Origin of the sequence: Streptomyces sp. KR80 (assembly GCF_052245555.1) — a bacterium.
In the GTDB taxonomy this organism is placed as follows: domain Bacteria; phylum Actinomycetota; class Actinomycetes; order Streptomycetales; family Streptomycetaceae; genus Streptomyces.
On sequence record NZ_JBQQCD010000001.1, the window covers coordinates 274,437 to 295,326 of the forward strand.

15 protein-coding genes are annotated in these 20,890 nt (G+C 69.9%); 14 read left to right on the forward strand and 1 reads right to left on the reverse strand.

From position 1 onward, the window contains the following. The first annotated feature begins 159 nt into the window (after positions 1 to 159). From ACTWQI_RS01255 to ACTWQI_RS01290, 8 genes are all read left to right on the forward strand, one after another. Positions 160 to 639 carry a DoxX family protein gene (locus ACTWQI_RS01255; RefSeq protein WP_443266533.1) on the forward strand — a complete coding sequence of 160 codons (480 nt, stop codon included), beginning with the start codon at positions 160 to 162 and terminating at the stop codon, positions 637 to 639. A 203-nt stretch (positions 640 to 842) separates the two neighbouring features. Next, positions 843 to 1,493 carry a DedA family protein gene (locus ACTWQI_RS01260; RefSeq protein WP_443266535.1) on the forward strand — a complete coding sequence of 217 codons (651 nt, stop codon included), beginning with the start codon at positions 843 to 845 and terminating at the stop codon, positions 1,491 to 1,493. A gap of 86 nt (positions 1,494 to 1,579) precedes the next feature. Continuing rightward, positions 1,580 to 2,638 carry a non-homologous end joining protein Ku gene (gene ku, locus ACTWQI_RS01265; protein ID WP_443266537.1) on the forward strand — a complete coding sequence of 353 codons (1,059 nt, stop codon included), beginning with the start codon at positions 1,580 to 1,582 and terminating at the stop codon, positions 2,636 to 2,638. An 89-nt stretch (positions 2,639 to 2,727) separates the two neighbouring features. Next, a complete protein-coding gene (gene ligD / locus ACTWQI_RS01270; RefSeq protein WP_443266539.1) occupies positions 2,728 to 3,636 on the forward strand; it encodes a non-homologous end-joining DNA ligase in 909 nt (302 codons plus the stop codon). Positions 3,637 to 3,875: 239 nt separating this feature from the next. Further along, positions 3,876 to 4,994: a right-handed parallel beta-helix repeat-containing protein gene (locus tag ACTWQI_RS01275; RefSeq protein ID WP_443266541.1), complete on the forward strand. Its 1,119-nt coding sequence runs from the start codon at positions 3,876 to 3,878 to the stop codon at positions 4,992 to 4,994. 3 nt (positions 4,995 to 4,997) lie between these two features. Next, positions 4,998 to 5,726: a L,D-transpeptidase family protein gene (locus ACTWQI_RS01280; RefSeq protein ID WP_443266543.1), complete on the forward strand. Its 729-nt coding sequence runs from the start codon at positions 4,998 to 5,000 to the stop codon at positions 5,724 to 5,726. A 77-nt stretch (positions 5,727 to 5,803) separates the two neighbouring features. Continuing rightward, positions 5,804 to 6,637, forward strand: a complete 834-nt coding sequence (locus ACTWQI_RS01285; protein ID WP_443266544.1) for a PP2C family protein-serine/threonine phosphatase — start codon at positions 5,804 to 5,806, stop codon at positions 6,635 to 6,637. 91 nt (positions 6,638 to 6,728) lie between these two features. After that, positions 6,729 to 7,691, forward strand: coding sequence for an MASE1 domain-containing protein (locus ACTWQI_RS01290; protein ID WP_443266546.1), 963 nt, complete (start codon positions 6,729 to 6,731; stop codon positions 7,689 to 7,691). A gap of 139 nt (positions 7,692 to 7,830) precedes the next feature. On the opposite strand, the gene ACTWQI_RS01295 is transcribed toward ACTWQI_RS01290, so the two are convergent. Continuing rightward, on the reverse strand, positions 7,831 to 10,047 hold the full coding sequence (locus tag ACTWQI_RS01295) for a glycosyl hydrolase family 18 protein (protein ID WP_443267144.1): 2,217 nt from the start codon (positions 10,045 to 10,047) through the stop codon (positions 7,831 to 7,833). Positions 10,048 to 10,392: 345 nt separating this feature from the next. Here ACTWQI_RS01295 and ACTWQI_RS01300 point away from each other — a divergent pair, with 345 nt between their 5' ends. The 6 genes from ACTWQI_RS01300 (at position 10,393) to ACTWQI_RS01325 (ending at position 20,090) form a co-directional block, all read left to right on the forward strand. Then, complete coding sequence (locus ACTWQI_RS01300) at positions 10,393 to 13,929, forward strand: beta-N-acetylglucosaminidase domain-containing protein (RefSeq protein WP_443266548.1); 3,537 nt, start codon at positions 10,393 to 10,395, stop codon at positions 13,927 to 13,929. 75 nt (positions 13,930 to 14,004) lie between these two features. Continuing rightward, positions 14,005 to 17,313 carry a GH92 family glycosyl hydrolase gene (locus ACTWQI_RS01305; protein ID WP_443266550.1) on the forward strand — a complete coding sequence of 1,103 codons (3,309 nt, stop codon included), beginning with the start codon at positions 14,005 to 14,007 and terminating at the stop codon, positions 17,311 to 17,313. A gap of 174 nt (positions 17,314 to 17,487) precedes the next feature. After that, positions 17,488 to 17,862 (forward strand): RNA-binding S4 domain-containing protein, encoded by a 375-nt coding sequence (locus tag ACTWQI_RS01310; protein ID WP_443266551.1) that lies wholly within the window; start codon positions 17,488 to 17,490, stop codon positions 17,860 to 17,862. A gap of 233 nt (positions 17,863 to 18,095) precedes the next feature. Continuing rightward, complete coding sequence (locus ACTWQI_RS01315; protein WP_443266552.1) at positions 18,096 to 18,317, forward strand: hypothetical protein; 222 nt, start codon at positions 18,096 to 18,098, stop codon at positions 18,315 to 18,317. Between the two features lie 244 nt (positions 18,318 to 18,561). Continuing rightward, positions 18,562 to 19,185, forward strand: coding sequence for a hypothetical protein (locus ACTWQI_RS01320; protein WP_443266553.1), 624 nt, complete (start codon positions 18,562 to 18,564; stop codon positions 19,183 to 19,185). Positions 19,186 to 19,265: 80 nt separating this feature from the next. Continuing rightward, positions 19,266 to 20,090 (forward strand): META domain-containing protein, encoded by an 825-nt coding sequence (locus ACTWQI_RS01325; protein WP_443266554.1) that lies wholly within the window; start codon positions 19,266 to 19,268, stop codon positions 20,088 to 20,090. Positions 20,091 to 20,890 lie beyond the last annotated feature (800 nt).

Genomic DNA, 20,890 nt, shown 5'->3' on the forward strand with positions numbered 1-20,890 from the left:
ATGTCCCCGGCCGCCCGGACTGTCCCGGTGCAGGACGTTCTGGTCGCCGGTCAGGAACGACGGCCAAATATTGAACTTGAAAGGATTGATCAGGCCAGCCAACCTGGCCTAGCTAGGCACGCATTCGGTATCCCGTCCCCCACCGAAGGATCCTTCGCCATGTCCTCCCCCAGGTCTCTCACCGCATCGCTCACCGGCTTCCAGCCCCACGTGTTCGCGCTCTTCCGCGCCGTCGTCGGCCTGCTCTTCGCCTGCCACGGCGCCGCCTCGCTGTTCGGCGTCCTCGGCGGCGCGATGGGCCGCGGCGGCACCATTCCCACCGGCACCTGGCCCGGCTGGTACGCGGCCGTCATACAGCTCGTCGGCGGCGCCGCGGTCCTGCTCGGACTGGGCACCCGGCTCGCCGCGCTGATCTGCTCCGGCTCGATGGCGTACGCGTACTTCATCGTCCATCAGGGCGAGGCGCTGTGGCCGATGCAGAACGGCGGAGAGCCCGCCGCGATGTTCTCCTGGGCCTTCCTGCTGATCGTCTTCACCGGCCCCGGCGCCTGGGCCCTCGACCGGCTCCTCGGCGTGGAGCGCCGTGCACCGGCAGCGGTGGCGGCGCCAGCCGCCGAGCGTCAGTCCAGCGCCGTCTGACGCCCTGAAACCACTGCGTCGCTCCACCGTCGGTCCGGAACACCGATGGGCCGCAAGGTGGATTTGGGGTGAGAGTGATTCGAACAACACCCCTTCCCCTTGCCGATCTCTCCGACCCCCGCCCGCGTACGCTGTACGGCTGTAGAGGCCGCTCCTGCCGCTTCCCAGCGACGTCGCGGCGGGGGACCGGACAGGGAGTGACGTTGCTGGAGAGTTTGGGGTCGCTGGTCGTCACCCCATGGATCTATGTGATCGTGGGGGTCTCCGTCCTGCTGGACGTCTTTCTCCCCGTCCTCCCCAGCGGCGTGCTGGTCATCGCCGCCGCGACGGCGGCCGCCGGAACGAGGAGGGCCGCGGACGCCGTCGGCGCCGCGAGCGTCGACCCCGACGTCCCCGACATTCTGGCCCTGATGCTGTGCGCCGCGACCGCCTCGTGCCTCGGCGACTTGGTCGCGTACCGGCTGGCGTGGCGCGGCGGGGACCGGCTGGACCGCGCCATCGCCCGGTCCCGGCGGCTGACCCGCGCTCAGGCGCGGCTGGGCGGCGCGCTGATGCGCGGCGGCGGCACGCTCGTCCTGATCGCTCGCTTCGCGCCGGCGGGACGCTCGGTGGTCAGCCTCGGGGCGGGGGCCATGCACCGCAAAGCCGCCGAGTTCCTGCCCTGGTCGGCGCTGGCCGGGTTCGCCTGGGCGGGATACAGCGTCGGCCTCGGCTACTTCGGCGGCCAGTGGCTCGGTGCCACCTGGCTCGCCACGGCGGTGTCGGCCGTCGCCCTGTTCGCGGCCGGCGCGGGTGCCGCCTACGCGCTGCGGCGTCCGCGCCCCGCGGCGACCGCCGGCCCGTCCGCCACCTGACACGCCTTGTCACCGCCCCTCGGGCGCCGGGATGCGATCACCGGTCATGGGGAGTGCGATGGGAGGGAACAAGGAGGTGGAGGGCCATGGCGCGGGCAATCTGGAGCGGTGCTCTCTCATTCGGTCTTGTCGCCATGCCGGTGCAGCTGTTCACCGCCACGGAGAGTCACACGATCCGCTTCAACCAGCTCCAGCGCGGAACGTCCGACCGGGTGCGCAACAAGCGGGTGAACGAGCGCACCGGCAAGGAGGTCCCCCTGGAGGAGATCGTCAAGGGCTTCGACATGGGGGACGAGTACGTGGTGGTCGAGCCCGAGGAACTGGACGAGATCGCCCCCGGCCGTTCCAAGGGGCTGGAGATCACCGGATTCGTCGACCTCGAGCAGGTCAACCCGATCTTCTTCGACCGGACCTACTACCTGGCCCCGAAGGGCAAGGAGTACGGCAAGGTGTACGCCCTGCTGCTCGAGGCCCTGTCACGGTCCAACAAGGCGGGGATCGCCACGTTCGTCATGCGCAACCGCGAGTACCTGGTCGCCGTGAAGGCGGAGGGGGACGTGCTGTCCATCCACACGCTGCACTGGGCCGACGAAGTCCGCGACCCGCACCGGGAGATCGGCAGCCTCCCGGAGCAGACGCAGGTCTCCGACAAGGAGCTGCAGACGGCGGTCCAACTGGTCGAGGCGCTGAGCATGGACTGGGACCCGGAGGAGTATCACGACACCTACCAGGAGCGCGTGATGCAACTGGTGGAGGCCAAGCGCACCGGGGAGACCTTCGAGAAGGGCGAGCCGCCGCCGAGCTCCACCAACGTCATCGATCTGATGGACGCCCTGCAGGCCAGCGTCGACAAGGCCAGGGGCGGCAAGGAAGCCGGCGCGAAGAAGGAGAAGAAGGAGAAGGCAGGCGCCGAACGCAAGCCGACGCAGTTGACGGAGGCGGCCGAGAAGCGCCGGGGCGCCCGCACCACGAAGAAGACCGAGAAGAAGCCCTCGAAGGCGGCGGAGCTCGAGGGCCTCAGCAAGACGGAGCTCTATCAGCGCGCCTCCGAAGCCGGCATCCCGGGTCGCTCCTCGATGAGCCGGGACGAGCTGATCAAGGCCCTCACCGCCAAGCCCGCCCGACGCAAGGCCCACGCCTCCTGAGACGGAAGGACACTGGCCCCAGGTCACCCGGCCCCTTGCCGTTCACAGATCAATCGCGGCATTCATGACTTTCGTGGGATTCTCGTGCTATGTCCCCGATGACGGAGGTGGAAGGGCGGCGTCTGGCGCTGTCCAACCTGGACAAGGTGCTGTATCCGACCGGGTTCACCAAGGCCGAGATGCTGCACTACTACGCCCGCTGCGCCACCGCCATCCTGCCCCACCTCCGCGACCGTCCCCTGTCCTTCCTCCGCTATCCGGACGGAGCCGAGGGCGAGCACTTCTTCGCGAAGAACCTGCCGCTGGGCACGCCCGACTGGGTGCGGACGGCCATCGTGCCGCGATCGGGCGCCGGGGAGACCGGGCGGCACGTCCTGGTCCAGGACCTGCCGACGCTGATCTGGGCGGCGAACCTGGTCACCGAGTTCCACACCCCGCAGTGGAAGGCGGACGCACCGGGCGTGGCCGACCGGCTCGTCTTCGACCTCGACCCGGGCGCACCCGCAACGATCGTGGAGTGCTGCACCGTGGCGCAGTGGCTCGGCGAGCGGCTGGCGGCGGACGGCCTCGAGGTCTTCGCGAAGACCAGCGGCTCCAAGGGCCTGCACATCCTCGCGCCGCTGGAGCCCGTCCCGTCCGAGCAGGTCACGGCGTACGCGAAGCGGCTCGCGGTCGAGGCGGAGCGCACGCTGACCGATCTGGTGGTGCACCGCATGGCCCGCAACCTGAGACCGGGGAAGGTCTTCGTCGACTGGAGCCAGAACACCGCCGCGAAGACCACCGCCACCCCGTACACGCTCCGCGCCCGCCCGGCCCCGACCGTGTCCGCGCCGGTCACCTGGGAGGAGATCGCGGACTGTACGGACCCCGGGCAACTGTCCTTCGAGGCCGGTGACATCGCTCCCCGGCTCGAGGAGTACGGCGAGCTGCTCGCCCCGCTCGTGGACGCCGACCGCGCCCGCCCGCTGCCGGGGGGTACCCCCCACCCGGGCCGCTAGGCCCAGGGGGACTAACGCTAGGGGGAGGTAGCGGGCGTGCCACGCCACTCCCCCACCGCGGAGAGATGCGACCAAGTCGGGGGACACCACCGATCGTTGGAGGCATCCCGCGATGCCCTAGCGCAAGCCTCATAGACCGCACGAGTGAATAATCAGCCATTACTTTTAATCGCTGTCGCCTCGAGATAAGTCAACGATCGGCCGCACCGGTCCCGCTCGCTGTCTTTCTGGAGGCCGCCATGGTGGGCACACCCACCCGTACCGCACTGGCCTGCGCCCTCGTCGCGGGCGCGCTGCTGCTCTATGCCGCCTCCTCGGGTGCGATCGGTGCGACCGACACCGACGAGCACTCGAAGTCGCGGACGGTGCATCACGTGTCGCCGGGCAGGGGCACCCCGATTCAGGACGCGGTGGATCGTGCACGCCCCGGCGACACCGTCTTCGTCCACCCGGGTCACTACCGAGAAAGCGTCAGCATCGACAAGCCGTTGACGGTCCTGGGTTCGGGCATGACCGAGGGCGGGAGTCTTCTGACGCCGCCGAGAGAGCCGCAGGACAGCGCGTGCCAGGACGTCTCCGGCTTCTGCGTGGGCGGAAGGATCCCGTACACCCGCCCCAAGGTGTCGACGCGGATCGTCGGCCATGTGACGATCAAGGGCTTCCGGGTGCGTGGCTTCCGCGGCAGCGGAGTGATCGGCCTCGGCACGGACCGACTGCTGGTCGAAAACGTGCACGCCGAGGGGAACCGCGAGTACGGCATCGCCTCCTTCGCGAGCACGAGAACGGTCCTTACCGGCAACACCGCCACGGGCTCCGGCGACGCCGGGGTCTACCTCGGTGACTCCCCCGATGCCGCGGCCCGGATCGGTGACAACAGGGCCTCCGGCAACGCCGTCGGGATCATGATCCGCGACGCCACGGGCATGACCGCGGCGAGGAACACTGCCACCGGCAACTGCATCGGCATCGTCGCCCTGAACACGGGCCGCGGGGCGGTCCCCGGCGGCAGGCTGAACATCCGCGACAACGCCGTCCACCGCAACACCCGGGCATGTCCGGCCCGCGGGGACACGCCGGCCACGTCCGGGGTCGGCATCGCCCTCGCCGGGGTCCACGACGTCCATGTCCACCGCAACGACGTCCGCCACAACGCCCCGACGGGACCGTCGATCGCCACCGGCGGCATTGCGGTGTTCTCCACCGAACCACGGGGCGGCGCGACGCCTCGGGACAACCGGGTCGTGCAGAACGTCGCGCTGGACAACCGTCCCGTCGGCCTGTTCTGGGACCGGACCGGCCACGGCAACGTCTTCAGCGACAACCAGCACCGTATGTCCAGCCCGTCCGACCTCGGCTGACGCATGGCACCCGGCACCCTCGTCCGCCGGGCCCTGGCGACGGCTGCGGCTCTCCCGCTCCTCGCCGCGGCCGCCCCTGCCCCGAGCCCCGACGCGCCTCTGCCCGCCCGCATGGCCGACACCGGCGGGGGCACCCAGCTGATCACCGCCGTGGCCCCACGGCTCGCCGCCACCACCGGCACGGTGATCTGGTGGGAGAAGCGGAAGGAACGGTGGCGGAAGGCGGGATCCAGCCCCGCGCGGTTCGGGGCGGGCGGCCTGGCCGACGGCAGGACCCGGAAGCAGTACACCGCCACCACACCGACCGGCCTGTACGACCTGCCGTACGCGTTCGGCATCGGCCGGCCCCCCGCCGGCACGTCCGTCCCGTACCGCCGGATCACCCATCGCTCCTGGTGGTGCCAGGACGGCCGGTCCAGGTCGTACAACCGCTGGGTCGAGCCACTGCCGCGCGACTGCGCCGCCAAAGAGGCCGAGCGCCTCGCCTCGTACCGCACGCAGTACGCCCCGGCCCTGGTGATCGGCTTCAACTACGACCAGCCGGTCAGGGGCCGGGGCGCCGGGATCTTTCTGCATGTGAACGGGCGCGGCGCCACAGCCGGTTGCGCATCCGTCCCGGCATCGGCCATGGCGGCGATCCTGACCTGGGTGGATCCGGCGAAGAAGCCGCACATCGCCATCGGCACCCGGTCCGGACGGACGGCGATCACCCGCGTTCGTGAGCTGCGGTGATGTGACTCAGGGAGCTTCCGTAACGCAACGGCGGTAACGTTACGTACTGCGTAAATCGGACGAACCCGGAGCGGTCGATGGCTCTGAACCGCCCCCGCCCGCCCGCTACCGCCGACGAGCTGTTGCAGACGCTCGGTCATCTCGCCGGCCGGATCGACGAGCGGATCAAACTGCAACAGGCCCATGTGGACCTGGCCGTCGCGCTGCAGCGAAGCCTGCTCCCGGGAGAGCTGCCGAACCTGCCCGGTCTGCAGACCGCGGCACGCTACGCGCCCGCGCGGGCGGGCCTGGACATCGGCGGCGACTGGTACGACGTCTTCCCCATGCCCGACGGCACCCTCGCGTTCGCCATCGGTGACGTCGAAGGGCACGGTGTGGAGGCCGCGGCCGTCATGGGGCAGGTCCGGATCGGTCTGCGCGCCATCGCCTTCGCCACCACCGACCCGGGCGAGGTCCTGGGCCGGACCAGCGATCTGCTCCTGTCGATGGGCTCCGGCCTCTTCGTGACCTGCTCCTTCCTCCGCTTCGACCCGGCGACGGCGGAGCTGACCGCCTCCCGCGCGGGCCATGTCCCGGCCGTGTGGTCCATGGGCCGGGGGAGCTCCACCGTCGTGCTGGACGAGGGCGGGCTGCCGCTGGGCATCCTCCCCGGCGAGAACTATCCGGTGACCCGGCACCTGCTCACCGAGGAAGGGGCCTTCGTGCTGTTCACCGACGGAGTGGTGGAGGGGCCGTCCTGCCCGATCGAGCGGGGGCTGGAGAGCGTGACCCGGCTGGTGCGCGCGGGGTTCGACGCCGACGCCGACGAGCTGGCCGAAGCGGTGATCAGGGTGGCCGACATGACCGGGCACACCGATGACGCGGCCGTGCTGGTCCTCCGCCACGGCGAGCTCGCTGACTCCGGTGGGTGACCCGGGCACCCGGAGTCACACCTGATCGCCCCACAGCCGTGTGTCACGCCCCGAGTCCGGCGGCGCGAGGGGTTCTGATAATCCCGTGGCCATGCCTGCGGCGCGATACGACAGCCCCCGACGGTACGCGGCCGAGGCCTTCGTGATCCTCGCCGTCGCGGCCGTCTACTTCGGCGCAGGCAAGCTCGGCTTGCTCCAGGAGCTCGTACGCGGCCAGGTCACGCCCCTCTGGCCGCCGACCGGCATCGCCCTCACCGCACTGCTCCTCTTCGGCCTGCGCATCTGGCCGGGGATCGCACTCGGCGCGTTCCTGGTCAATGTCACGCTCGGCTGGTCCGCGGCCGCGCTCCTCGCGATCACGGTCGGGAACACGCTCGCGCCGGTGAGTGCCTACCTGCTGCTGCGGCGTACGGGATTCCGGACCGAGCTGGACCGGCTGCGGGACGCGCTGGCGCTGGTGTTCCTCGGCGCCATGGTCGGGATGCTGGTGAGTGCGACGGTGGGCAGCGGCACCCTCGTCCTCCTCGAGGACCTGTCGGCGAGCGAGTTCTGGCCGTCCTGGTCGGTGTGGTGGACGGGCGATGCGATGGGCGTCCTGGTGATCACACCGCTGCTCCTCACCCTGCGCATGACCCCGCTGCCACGGGAGAAGCCCTCACTGAGGTGGGCGGAGGCGGCGACGCTCGGGCTCGGCACGGCCTTCGTGAGCACGCTGGCCCTGTGGAGCACCGTGCAGCTGCTCTTCCTCGCCTTCCCGTTCCTCATCTGGGCGGCGTTCCGCTTCCGGCTGGCCGGCGCCGCACCCTGCACGCTGATCATCTCCGTGCTGACGATCACCGCGGCGGCGCTGGGCAGAGGCCCCTTCGAGGTCCACAGCCTGCTGGAGCAGATGGTCATCCTGCAGGCCTTCAACGGCTGTGTGGCGCTGACCGCGCTGCTCCTGTCGGCGCTGGTCACCGAGCGGGAGAACACGCGTCAACGGCTGGAGAACCTCTGCGCCTCCCTCACCGAGGTGGTGACCCGGCTGGCTCCGGGCGATGACATGCGGCCATGACCGGGCCACCGGGCCGCCGCCGGCGCGGATCCGGGGCTCGCCTGCGGCGTACAAACCGGGGATCCCCAGGGCGCGGAGGAGCCGAGGAGGCGGCGGGCGGTAGCCGCCTCCCCGGCAGTTCTTCGGACGTGCTTCGGTACTACTTCAGACCGTTGTCGAGCGCGGTCATGAGAGTGCCGCTGTCACCGGACATCTCCCAGACCATGCCGCCGAGCAGGCCCTTGCTCTTGATCCACGCGGTCTTCTTGCCGATGGACCAGGCGTCGTCGAACGACCACCACTGCCCGTTCGCACCGGTATAGCCGAAGGTGGACACCGACTGTTCGTCGTGATGCACCGTCAGGCCCGGTACGGACGCGATGAGGTTGTCGTAGCCGCGGGTGCCGGCCTCCTCCGGGAACTGTCCCGGGGCGGCCCCGTTCGCCTTCTGCCACTCGCCCTTCACTCCGCCGTCCTCGACCTGCTGCCAGCCGCGCCCGTAGAAGGCGAGGCCGATCGTGAGCTGCCGCGGATTGACCCCGGCGTCGAGGTAGGCCTTGAGGGCGTTGTCGACGCTGAAGTGGAAGGGGTACGGGTCCTGTTCGTCGGTGTAGAGGTTGCCCGCGTGACCGGTGCGGTTCGGCTCCCAGGAGTTGTCACTGCCCGCTCCGTGGAAGTCGTAGCCCTGGACGTTCGCGAAGTCCATGTAGTCGAACACGCTGGGTGTGCCGTCCTTCGTGGTGATGTCCCAGCCGGCCTCGATCTTCGCCGGGTCCGCCGGGGTGAAGGCGGTCAGCAGGTACTTCTTCCCGGTCGTGGCGGACAGTGCATCAAGCTGCTTGCGGAACTCGGCGAACAGCTTGGTGTTGTTGTTCTTGTCCGCGGCCGACCAGTGGTTGCCGGGGTGGCCCTCGGCGCCCGGCCACTCCCAGTCGAGGTCGATGCCGTCGAAGACCCCGGCCGCGACGCCCTTGCCACCGCGCCCGTTGACCACCGGCAGATCACCCTTGATGTACATGTCGATGCAGGACTTCACGAACTTCTGCCGCGAGGCGTCCGTGGCGGCCGCATCGGCGAAGTACTTGGAGTACGTCCAGCCGCCGAGGGAGATCGTGGTCTTCAGGTGCGGGTGCTTGGCCTTGAGCTTCTTGAGCTGGTTGAAGTTGCCCGCGAGCGGTTGGTCGAAGGTGTCGCCGACGCCGTCGACCGAGTCTCCGGCCCCGACGCTCCGCTCGTAGTCGGCCCAGGAGTCACCGGCGCCGTCACCCTGGTTCGGGTCCTGCGGGTTGGGCGTGGTGGCCTTGGTGACGCCGTTCATGCAGGTGTGCTCGGTCGGGTGGACGTTGCTGAAGGCGTAGTTGATGTGGGTCAGCTTGGCGGCTGCGCCGGTGGTGTCGAGCTTCTTCACCGGGTACGCGCGCCCGTAGATGCCCCACTGGGTGAAGTAGCCGACCTTGAAGTAGTCGGCGTTCGGCTGGCCGCCACCGGTAGTGCGCACGGTCGTCGGGGCGCTCGCGGGACCGACCTGGTCGGCGGTGTCGCGGGCGCGCACGGTGAAGCTGTAGTCCGTGCCGGCGGTCAGGCCGGTGACGGTCGTGCTGGTGTCGGTGACGGTGGTCGCGAGAACCGCGCCGCGGTAGACGTCGTAGTTCTTGACGCCCTTGTCGTCCGTGGCCGCGGTCCAGGTCAGCTTGACGCTGGTGTCCGTGATCTCGCTGGCCTGCGGGGCCCCGGGCGCGGCCGGCGGCTCGTCCGGACCGGCGGCGGAGGTACGTACGGTGGTCGCGGGGCTCGCGGGGCCGAGCTGGTCGGCGGTGTCCCGGGCCTTGACCGTGTAGCGGTATTCGGTGTCGGGCTTCAGACCGGTGTCGGTGAACGAGGTCTCGGTGACGGTGCCGACCACCGTGCCGTCGCGCAGCACGTCGTAGTTCTTGACGCCCTTGTCGTCCGTGGCGGCGTCCCAGCTCAGCGAGACCGAGGTGGAGGTCACGCCGGTGGACATGGGTGCACTGGGCGCGCTGGGCGCGGTATCGGCGCCGGAGCCATCACACGGGCCGCCGTCGAGCTTGCAGGCCGACGGACTGCCGTCGCCGTGGCCGACGAAGCCGAAGCTCGCCGTGGCGCCGGGGGCGATGCTGCCGTTGTACTCCCGATTCCTGGCCGTGTAGTGGTTTCCGGAACTGCTGACCAGCGCATCCCAGTACGTGCCGACGGTGGTGCCGGATGGGAAGTCCCACTCGACGGTCCAGCCGCTGATTGCCGTGGTTCCAGTGTTCTTGACTTTGAACTCGGCCTGGAATCCGCCGTCCCAGGTGGAGGTCTTGGTGAATGTGGCCGTGGCGCTGGCCGCTTGAGCCGGGGCGGCCAGGCCGATCATGGCCGCGAGGGGTAGCAGCAACGCTGTGAGCAGCGCCGCTAATCTGCGCCGTGCTGAATTCCCTGCGTTCAGTGCACGTCTCAAGGGTGCTCCTCGAGTCGAAATGGCTCTGGTGTGGGGAGAGCCATGGTGGTTGGGGATCCTGCACCGCCCGGGGAGCGCGACGAGGCGATAGATCAATGGATATTGCCATGTCACACTCACCGCAGACTTCGGAGCCTAAAAAGGTCTGGACCAATAGTCAAGAGGTCTGGACCGGTGTTGCGCCAGGCGGTACTGTTCGCCCACATTCGCGCGCCGACAACGTTGTCAAAGCGAGAGTCGGAAGATTCTTAAGGAGGGGACATGGCGAGGACGCATCACCACCGACGGCGTTCCGGGGCACTGTCCGCCCGCACCGCTGGGGTGGCCTCGTGCCTGCTCGCCGTTCTCCTCATGGGCGGCGTACTGAGTCCGGTGGAGGAGTGGGCCTCGGCCGCTCCGGCCTCCGGCTCGACGAGCGAGACGGACGGCGGCGGGTCCGGGGTGTATCCCACCCCGCAGTCGGTGAAGAACCGCTCGGAAACCGTCCGCATACCGACCAAGGCCACCGTGGTCACCGGGGAGAAGACCGACGCCGCCGCGCTCACGGTGGTTCGCAAGGCGCTCGAGCGCGCCGGGGTGCAGACACTCCGGCAGGTCGACGCGGGCGACAGCGCCGACAGCACTGGCAGCGACCAGCTCACCGTGTACGTCGGGGGACGCGACGAGAACTCCGCGACCGCGGGGGCGCTGAGTGCTCTCGGGGTCGAAGGCACCAAGGACATGGCGGCCGAGGGGTATGTGCTGGCGGTCGGCAAGGGCGGCGACGGCCGGTCCCGTATCGCCCTCGACGGGGTCGACACCGACGGCACGTACTACGCCGCCCAGACGCTGCGCCGGCTCCTGCCCGCCGCCTCCGACGACGATGACGACACGGTGTCACTGCGCGGCACCGTCATCCGCGACTGGCCGTCGCTGCAATGGCGGGGTGTGGTCGAGGGCTTCTACGGCCCGCCGTGGACCCACAAGACGCGACTCGGCCATCTCGACTGGGCGGGCCGGCACAAGCTGAACACCTACGTCTACACGCCCAAGGACGACCCCTATCTGCGTGCCGAGTGGCGCAAGTCCTACCCGGATGACGAACTGGCCCGGATCCGCGAGCTGGTGGACCGCGCCCGCGCCAACCATGTCAACTTCGTCTACGTGATCTCCCCGGGCCTGTCGATCTGCTACTCCAAGGCGTCCGAGACCGACGCGATGATCAACAAGTTCGAGTCGCTGTGGTCGATCGGCGTGCGCACGTTCGTCGTCGCCTTCGACGATATCGACTACCAGAAGTGGAACTGCGCGGAGGACGCCGCCGAGTTCGGCAGCGGACCCGCGGCCTCGGCCGCCGCCCAGACCCGCGTGGTCAACCGGGTGCAGCGGGACTTCATCGAGGCCCGGACCGGCACCGAGCCGTTGCAGATGGTGCCGACCGAGTACTGGGGCGCCTCGAAGACCGACTACACCAAGGGCATAGCCGAGTCGATGGACCAGGACGTGGTCGTGCAGTGGACCGGCCTCGACGTGATCGCGCCCACCATCACCCGGAAGGACGCCGCCGCGGCCCACGACGTGTGGGCCCACCCGATCCTGCTCTGGGACAACTACCCGGTCAACGACTATGTGCAGGGGCGGCTGCTGCTCGGCCCGCTGGTCGGGCGGGAGCCCGGGCTCTCCGCATCCACCCTGGGCCTGACCGCCAACCCGATGCCTCAGGCGCAGGCGTCGCACACCTCCCTGTTCACCGTCGCCGACTACACCTGGAACGACAGCGCCTACGACCCCGACCGCTCCTGGGTCGCTGGTCTCACCGAGATGGCCGGCGGCGACGAGCGCACCAGTATCGCCCTGCAGGCCTTCGGCGACGTCAACCACTCCTCCCGGCTCGATCCCCGGCCCGCGCCCGAACTGACCCGGGACGTCCAGAAGTTCTGGCCGGCGTGGTCGACGGGGCAGACCGAAGCTGCCGCGCCGCTGCGCCGCGCCCTGGACCGGGTGTACAGCGCGCCCCAGGTGCTCCGTGAGCGCTTCGACAACCCCGGGTTCCTGGAGGAGACGAAGCCCTGGCTCGACGCCACGCGGGCCTGGGGGAAGGCCGCGCTGACCGCCCTGGACATGCTGCAGGCACAGCGCGCCGGCCGCGGGGAGGACGCCTGGGCGGACCGCCTGGCCCTGCCCGGGCTGATGGACAAGGCCCGGTCGTACACCTGGACCGGCCTCGATCCGAACCGCAAGTTCAAGGTCGAGATCGACCCGGTCATGGAGGAGTTCATCCGGGACGCCATCGCCGAGAACACCCGGTGGCTCGGGCTCAGCAACGTGGCCCCGGTTACCAACCTGCCGCTTCTGGACGACCGGTTCCCCACCTCGAACATGGTCGACGGAGACCCGGACACATACTTCTGGGGCGCCGCTTCCGCCCGGCCGGGTCACCACGTCGGCGTCGACCTGGGCAAGGTCCGGCAGGTCAGCGGCATCGAGGTGCAGATGTCCAAGAGCGACAGCCCGGACGACTACATCCACGAGGGGGTCGTCGAGTACTCCACCGACGGCACCAGCTGGAAGCGCGGTCCGGAGTTCAGCGAAACGCCGACCGTGAAGGCCGAGCTCCCCTCGGGCACGACCGCTCGCTACATCCGGTTGCGGGCGACCGCGTCGCAGAACAACTGGGTGGTGGTACGCGAGATCACCGTCCACCGCGGCGACGAGGCCACCGTCTCCGGAGAGCCCGCAGGGGCCACGGGCGGAGCCCTCGCGCGGGCGGCCGACGAGAACCTCACCACCTCGTACGAGGCTTCCCGGGCCCCCAAGGCCGGCGAGGCACTGACCGTGACCCTGGCGGAGGACCGCCCGCTGGACCAGGTACGGGTCCTGCAGCGCGGCAGCGATCCCGCCCGCGGGAAGGTGCAGGTGCGCACCGGAAGCGGATCGGATGCGCGCTGGATCGACGTCGGCCAGCTCTCCGGCGGGCGGTACTCGGCGGTTTCCGCCCGCGGCGCGAAGGCCTCCGCGATCAGGCTGGTCTGGTCGGCCGGCTCCCCGCCGCCGGTGGTGACCGAGGTCGTCCCGGTGTACGCGGACGCCCCGCCCGCCGAACTCTCGCTCGTACCGCCGGCGCTGGACCTCGAGACCGGCGAGAAGGGCGCAGCCACCGCGGTGGTCACCGCCGCCCGGGCGAGCGACGAGCGGGTGACGGTGTCGGTGGACGCCCCGGAGGGCATTGCGGTCACCCCGAGCAGCAGCACGATCACCCTGCCTCGGGGTGCCCAGGCCGAGCTGGGACTGCAGGTCGCGGTCACCGCCGACGCCCCGACCGGCCGCCACGAGGTCCCGGTGACGGTGCAGGGCAAGACCGGGAAGGTCACCGTCCCCATGGTGGTGACCGTCTGGCCGAAGGCCTCGACCACCAATGTGGCGCTGGCGTCGAACGGGGCGGTGGCCACCGCTTCGCAGGTGGAGGACGACCTCCCCCGGTTCGGCGCCGACAAGGCCATCGACGGCGACACCTCGACCCGGTGGTCCTCTCCCTGGTCGGACGACCAGTGGCTGCAGGTCGAGCTGCCCCGCTCGGAGCACGTGAGCAAGGCGGTGCTGCGCTGGGAGGCCGCGCACGCCGCCGCCTACGAGATCCTCACCTCCCCGGACGGCGTCCACTGGACGACGTCGGCCACCGTGTCGGAGAGCAAGGGCGGCACCGAGTCCCTGAGGCTGGACGCCCCCGGAACCCGTTTTGTCCGGATGCGCGGCCTGACACGAGCTACGCAATTCGGATATTCGATCTACGAGTTCGAGCTCTACGGCTCCGCCCGGTGACATCTGGGCAGGTAGCAGTTACGGTTCCGCCCAACAACGGTGACAACGTTGTCGGTTAGTGAAGGGAAATGTCCCATGGGGTTGGCTTTCAGACCGATCCGCTCCCGCGCGTCCGGTGTGACAGCGGGTCTGATGGCCGCCGTGCTCGTGGGCGGCGGAATGCTCGGACTCGCCGAGCCCTCCGCCGCCGCGGCCGCCGAACCGATCGATCTGGTGAATCCGTTCGTCGGAACCCAGAACTTCGGGAACACCTTCCCCGGTGCGAGCGCGCCCTTCGGCATGGTCCAGGTCAGCCCGGACACTGGCGGCCAGGGCGGTTACGACTACCAGCAGGACTCGATCTACGGGTTCAGCCAGACCCACCTGTCCGGTGTCGGCTGCGGCGTCATGGGCGAGCTGCCCATCATGCCGACCACGGGCGCGGTCGACACCGTGGACCCGAACGCGTACCGCTCCCAGTACAGCCACGACGACGAGAAGGCCACCCCCGGCTACTACCGGGTGGGCTTGAAGAAGTACGGCGTCAACGCCGAGCTCACCGCCACCGAGCGCACGGGGTGGCAGCGCTACACCTTCCCGTCCACCGGCGCGGCGAACGTGCTGTTCAACACGGGCAAGGCCAACCAGTCCGTGATGGACTCCGAGGTGCATGTCGTCGGCGACCGGACCATCGAGGGCCGGGTGCGCGCCGGGGGCTTCTGCGCCGGACACGACGAGCACACGGTGTACTTCACCGCCACCTTCGACCGGCCCTTCACCGCCCACGGCACATGGGACAGCGGCGACCCCAGGCCCGACACCCGCGACGCGGAGGGCGGCGGCCGCAACGGCGCCTGGGTGACCTTCGACGCGACCACCGACCGGGACGTCGTCCTCAAGGTCGGACTGTCCTACACCGGCGTGGAGGGCGCCCGGAAGAACCTGGCGGCGGAGACCAAGGACTCCTTCGACTTCGACGCCACCCGCGCCGCGCTTCAGGAGACCTGGAAGAAGCAGCTCGATTCCATCCGGATCGACGGCGGCTCACCGGACCGGCAGAAGGCCTTCTACACGGCGCTCTACCACTCCCAGCTACACCCGAACCTCGCCGGTGACGTGGACGGCCGCTACCAGGGATTCGACAACAACGCGCATACGGCGAAGGACTTCACGCCGTATCAGAACTTCTCGCTCTGGGACACCTACCGGCCGCAGAACCAGCTCCTGCAGATCCTGCAGCCGAAGGTCGCCCGGGACGTGTCGCTGTCGGTCGTCGCGGCCGGCCGGGACGGCGGCTGGCTGCCCCGCTGGGCGCTCGCCAACAGCGAGACCAACATCATGACCGGTGACCCGGTCACCCCCTTCCTCGTCGAGGCGTGGTCGAAGGGCCTGCTCGCCGGGCACGAGGACGAGGCGTACGCCCTGCTGAAGAAGAACGCGACCAGTACCCCGCCCGCCGACTCGCCGTACAACGGACGCTCCGGCGTCGACTACTACAGCAAGCGCGGCTATCTCCCCTCAGGCCTCGACATCGGCAAGGACTGCGCGGACAAGGGCGGCGACAACGACTGCAAGCACCCGGCGTCGGCGACGCTGGAGTACGCGGCCGCCGATGCGTCACTCGCGCTGATGGCCGACCGGCTGGGGCACTCCTCCGACGCCCGGACGTTCGCCGCACGCGGGCAGTGGTACCGGAACCTGTGGGACTCCTCGATCAGCCAGTTCCGGCCACGGACGGTCGAGGGCACCTGGCGCACGCCGTACGACCCGGTCGAGGCGGGCCACCAGTTCCACGAGGGCGGCGCGTACCAGTACCAGTGGCTCGTCCCGCAGGACCCGAAGGGTCTCGTCGCCCTGATGGGCGGCCGGAGCGCCACCGAGAAGCGCCTGGACTCCTTCTTCGTCTACGACAAGCTGCTCACCGACCCGGCGGGCACCGCTCGGAACGACTGGATCTCCGCGCCGTACGACTACTACGGGAAGCCGACGTACAACCCGAACAACGAGCCGGATCTGCACGCGCCGTACATGTACCACTGGGTCGGCGATCCGGCGAAGACCGCGACGGTGGTGCGAGCGGCGATGACGCTGTTCACCAACGGGCCGGACGGGATGACGGGTAACGACGACCTGGGGACCATGTCCGCCTGGTACGTGTTCTCCTCGCTCGGCCTGTACCCGACGATGAGCGGCGGCGGCTTCCTGGCGCTGTCCAGCCCGCAGTTCGAGTCGGCGACCGTCCAGATCGGCAGCTACCCCAAGGCCTCGGGCACCCGGGGCCAGGGCGGCACGCTGACGATCAAAGCGCCGGGAGCGAGCGACACGAACCGGTACATCCAGAGCGTGGCGCTGAACGGCCAGAACGTGTCGCAGAGCTGGCTGAGCTGGAACCGGCTCGCGCACGGCGGCAACTTGGCTCACCGGCTCGGGACCTCCCCCTCCTCCTGGGGCACGGGCAAGGACGCCGAGCCGCCGTCCGTCAACCGGGCGTCCCCCGACAGCCGTCGGCACGTCGACGCGTCGCTGCGCCCCGCCTCGGCGGTCGTCCCCACCGGCGACACCGCACAGACCGCGAAGTTCACGCTGGACGTCCTCGCACAGGACCCCGATGAGCTGGACGTCTCGGTCACGCCGAAGGTGCCAAGCGGCTGGAAGGCGACGGTGACCCCGCGCTCTCCGCTGGAGATCGAGTCCAACCACCGGCCGGTGCAGAAGACGGTGTCCGTGGACGTGACCGTGCCGCCGGGCACCTCCGCCGGGTCCTACCCCGTGGAGGTGAAGGTCGCGGCCCCAGGGGCCAACTCCGTCACCCGCCAGGCGACGGTGGCGGTGCGTGCTGCCACGACCTGCGCGACGGAGGCGGACGGGCAGTGTGCCGTGAACCTGCGCGGGGACCTCGGCCACGACGGCACGGCCACGGTGGCGCAGCCCGACGAGGGCAACTTCGACGGGCACGGCTGGAGCTACGACGGCGACCTGCTGCCCAAGGCCGGGCCGGTCACGTGGGACGGGGTGACGTACGACGCGCCGGACCCCACCGGCACGGCGAACAACTTCCTCGAGGCACGCGGGCAGGCCCTACTGCTGCCCGCTGGACAGCACAGTGCACTGCGGCTGGTCGGGGCGTCGCACAACGGTCCGGTGACGACCTCACTGACCGTGTACTACGCGGACGGCAGCAGCACGGAGACACCGGTGACGTTCGGCGACTGGGCGGGGTCCGCGCCGGACGGCAGCACGGTCGTCCTCGACATGCCGCACCGCATCAAGAGTGGCAGCGGTGTCGACGGGCCGTCCGTACGGCTCTTCGGCACGGCCCTGAAGCTCGACGGGGAGAAGACGGTCCGTTCGGTCTCGCTGCCGGACGACTCGCGCGTCGAGATCTACGCGATGACCCTCGCGTAGAAGACAGGACGGCGGACCGCCGGGACCCCCATGCCGGCGGTCCGCCGCCCTCGTCGGTCACCTGGTCGTCCCCCCGCACACACCTGCGAGCCCGCCGGCCGTCCCCCGGCGGGCTCGCAGGGCTTCGGCGGGCTTCGGGGCCGACGGGGAGGGCCTGGGCCTTACAGTCGTGGCATGGCTGCAGACGAGGAGAGCGTACGGATCGACAGCTGGATCTGGTCCGTACGGCTCACCAAGACCCGCTCGCTGGCCGCCACCGCCTGCCGCGCGGGCCATGTACGCGTCAACGGAGAACGCATCAAGCCGGCCCATGCGGTGCGGACGGGAGACGAGGTGCGGCTGCGCCACGCCGGCCGGGAGCGGATCGTCGTCGTCTCACGCCTGGTGCGCAAGCGCGTCGGGGCGGCCGTGGCCGCCGAGTGCTTCATCGACAACAGCCCGCCGCCACCGCCGCGCGAGGACCTCGCGGCGGTCGCCCATCGGGACCGCGGTGCCGGGCGGCCGACGAAGCGCGACCGGCGCGACCTGGAGCGTCTGCGCGGCCGCTGAGCTGTGCCCAGGCCCCCTGGCCAGGAGCACCCCCGGGCCCCTCGTCCGGGCACACCCCCGCCGCGGCCGTCTGCGGCCCTCTTCAGCCGGGTGACCGTCTGGTGGGGCCTGGTGGGAGGGGGCGGCGCGGCGGGTCCGGTGCTTTCCGGACGGTTGTTTCCGCACTTCCGGACAGCTGTTTCCGCTGTTTCCGCACAGCGTGACACTGGAAGCAGAGACCTTAAGGACCCGCCATGACCACGAAGATCGACAACCCCCTGCGGCACGAGATGGCCGTCGCGATGGACGTGCTGCTGAAGGAAGGCTCGGCCTCGCCCTGGGCCATGGATGCCGTCCGCACCCTCGCCTCCGGCGCCGTGTACGACCAGGTCGCCGCCCATGCCCAGAAGCGGGAGCACCATCACCGCGTACGCCTGCACATGGCCGCCCGCAACGGCTACGCCCACGGCCGCTGACCGAATCCACCGGCCCCGGCGTTCTGCATCCCCCGGTCGCCACGGGAAGGTCACTGCCCGCGAAGTCCGCGCCGCCGGGCCATGCCGCGAACACGGTCCTCCCCCGCCGGCACGCCGTCGCATTCCGGCCATCGCAACTGGCGTCGGTGCCAAGGGAGTTCGCCATCAGTTGCGGGCGTGGTGATCGCTGTACTTGACTGCTGCGCGGTGCGCCATGCGGCGCTCTTCGAGAGTGGAGGTGGCAGTGACCCGCCCGCTGGGCACTCGTTCAGCCCGGCTGCGCTGGGCCTCATCGATTCTGCTGACCTGGCCGTTCCTGGCGCTGAGCGCCGCGACCGCCGCCATCTGCCTGCTGACCGGTCTGACGTCGACGGCCGGTGGGGGGCCCTTCGCCTCCTCGCTGGTCTATCAACCGGCTGTCGTGGACCTCGCCTGTGGCACGGTCGTCGCCCTCGGCGCGGTCCTCACCTTCAGGGGCTGGCGTGCTTCGCGTCTGAGCGCCAGGGAAACCGTACTCACCGGAGCCGGCGCAGCCGTCGCCGTCGGGCTGAGCTGGTGGCTGATCCGCTACGGCGGACACACCGGCGGCGCATTCGGCTACCGGATCTTCCGCGGATTTCCCTTCGGGATCACCGGGGTCGGGTTCACGCTGGACAGGTATCTGACCTTCGAGCAGGCCTCGGCGTATGTACGCGATCACCCGAGCGCGGCTCACCCGCAAGCCGTCCGATGGTGGTCCCCTCTGGTCAACGGTCTCGTCTACTACCACGCCGCAGTCCTCCTCATCGCTGTGGTCCGCGCACAGCAGTCGCGGCGACACTCCACCCGTGCGGACGGCCAACTGCCCCGTTCCGAAGGAACGGACTGACCAGCTGGGCATGCCGGACCCGGCTGTCCGTCGTCATCGCAGGGACGGAACCCGGCGTCATTCGCATACGTCACATCGGCATGAAACGAGGGATGAACGTCACGTACGCCGCCGTGGCCTCAGTCGGCATCGCCGCCCTGGCCGCCTGTGGCACGCAGACCGGCAGCGCCCGCGTAGGGGGCGACGCACCCGTGACCGGTGTCCGCTGGGTACCGAAGAGCGTCACGGCCGACGGCAATGAATACACCCTGCCGCCGGGGACGGACGCCTATGTGGAGTTCGATCCCGGCAAGCTGGACGAGGACGTGGTCGGAGGAAAGTCCGGAGGCTCGGGAGGCTGCAACGGCTTCAGCGCCGACGTCGAGATCGAGGGCGACACGATCAAGGTCCGCGACATGGTGAACACGTTGATGGGCTGCCACGCGTTCGAGGAGCGGTTCATGGAGGTGTTGCGCGGCGACCTCAGGGCCAAGGTCTCCGACGCGGGCAAGACCCTCACCCTGACCAAGGACAATGGCGACAGCATCACCCTCAACTCGGCGCCGCCGAAACCGCCGAAACCACTCGAGGGCACCAAGTGGACGGTGACCGGGCTCGTCGAGAACGAGTCCACGAACGACCTGCCTGCAGGCGCCAAAGGCAAGGCGAACTTCACCCTGGGCAAGGACGGCCGCGTGAGCGGCAGCCTCGGCTGCAACACCTTCAGTGCCGAAGCCACCGTCGAGGACGGCCGGATCGAGTTCGGCAAGCTCGCGAGCACCCGCCAGATGTGCCCCGGCCCGGTGATGAAGACCGAGAACAAGCTCCGCTCGATCCTGTCCGGCACGGTCTCGTACGACCAGGACCACCGCGAGCTGTCCCTCACCGCCGACTCAGGAACAGGGCTCACGGCGACAGCGGACTGACGCGAGCGTCATCTTGGGCGCCTGGCGTCAGACGTACGCCATGGTCTGGGCGTCGCGCCCCGGGGGCAGGCGCCGACACGGCGTCGTGGAGTGGTGGTGCCGACAGCAGCAGTCGAAGCGGCCCTGCCGGTCAGATGGGGGACTTCAGTTCCCCAACGGGGAGGCACAGGCCGACGACGCAGACACTGTTGTCCGCGCTATCCGCGTTATCCGCGGTGTCCGAAGCTTGGGCATGGGGGGCAAGCAGCCCAATGGCCGCAGCCGCGAAGGCCGCGAGGGACACGAGTTTGATCGCGCGTTGCATCTACTGTCTCCGTCTGTCGCGTGGGTTGCCCGGTTATTTATGCTCAGAAGAACGCAACCCCCGTCGCAGGGCGACGTAGATCACCCCAATGGCTGACGGGCCGTCGGGGGAAGCACGTCCCGTCGGAAGACCGAGGGTGGGACGCGTACCTCGCCGGGCGGCCAACAGCGGTCGTGGCGTGGAGCTTTCGTGCGATGGCTGCGCCGCTGGAGGTGGCTGTGCGGGAGGTCCTTGCGCGCTATCGCCGCGCGGCCTACAGCGTCTTGGTGATCGTCCTGTGCGTCGCCTGGGTCCCCTCTCCAGCCTGACCGCGATGGCACGCTCATCGCCGGCTCCCGGCCCGGTGTCCGTTCCGCTGGCTTGAGCGGTCCCCGCTGCGTGAACTGCCTGACTCGGCGTTTCGGCGGCTCGCCGGGCTGTGCGACATCGCGGTCTGGCAGCGCGTGTCCCGACGACCTGACGTTCGTGACCGGACCGGAGGTCAGGCCCTGTCCGG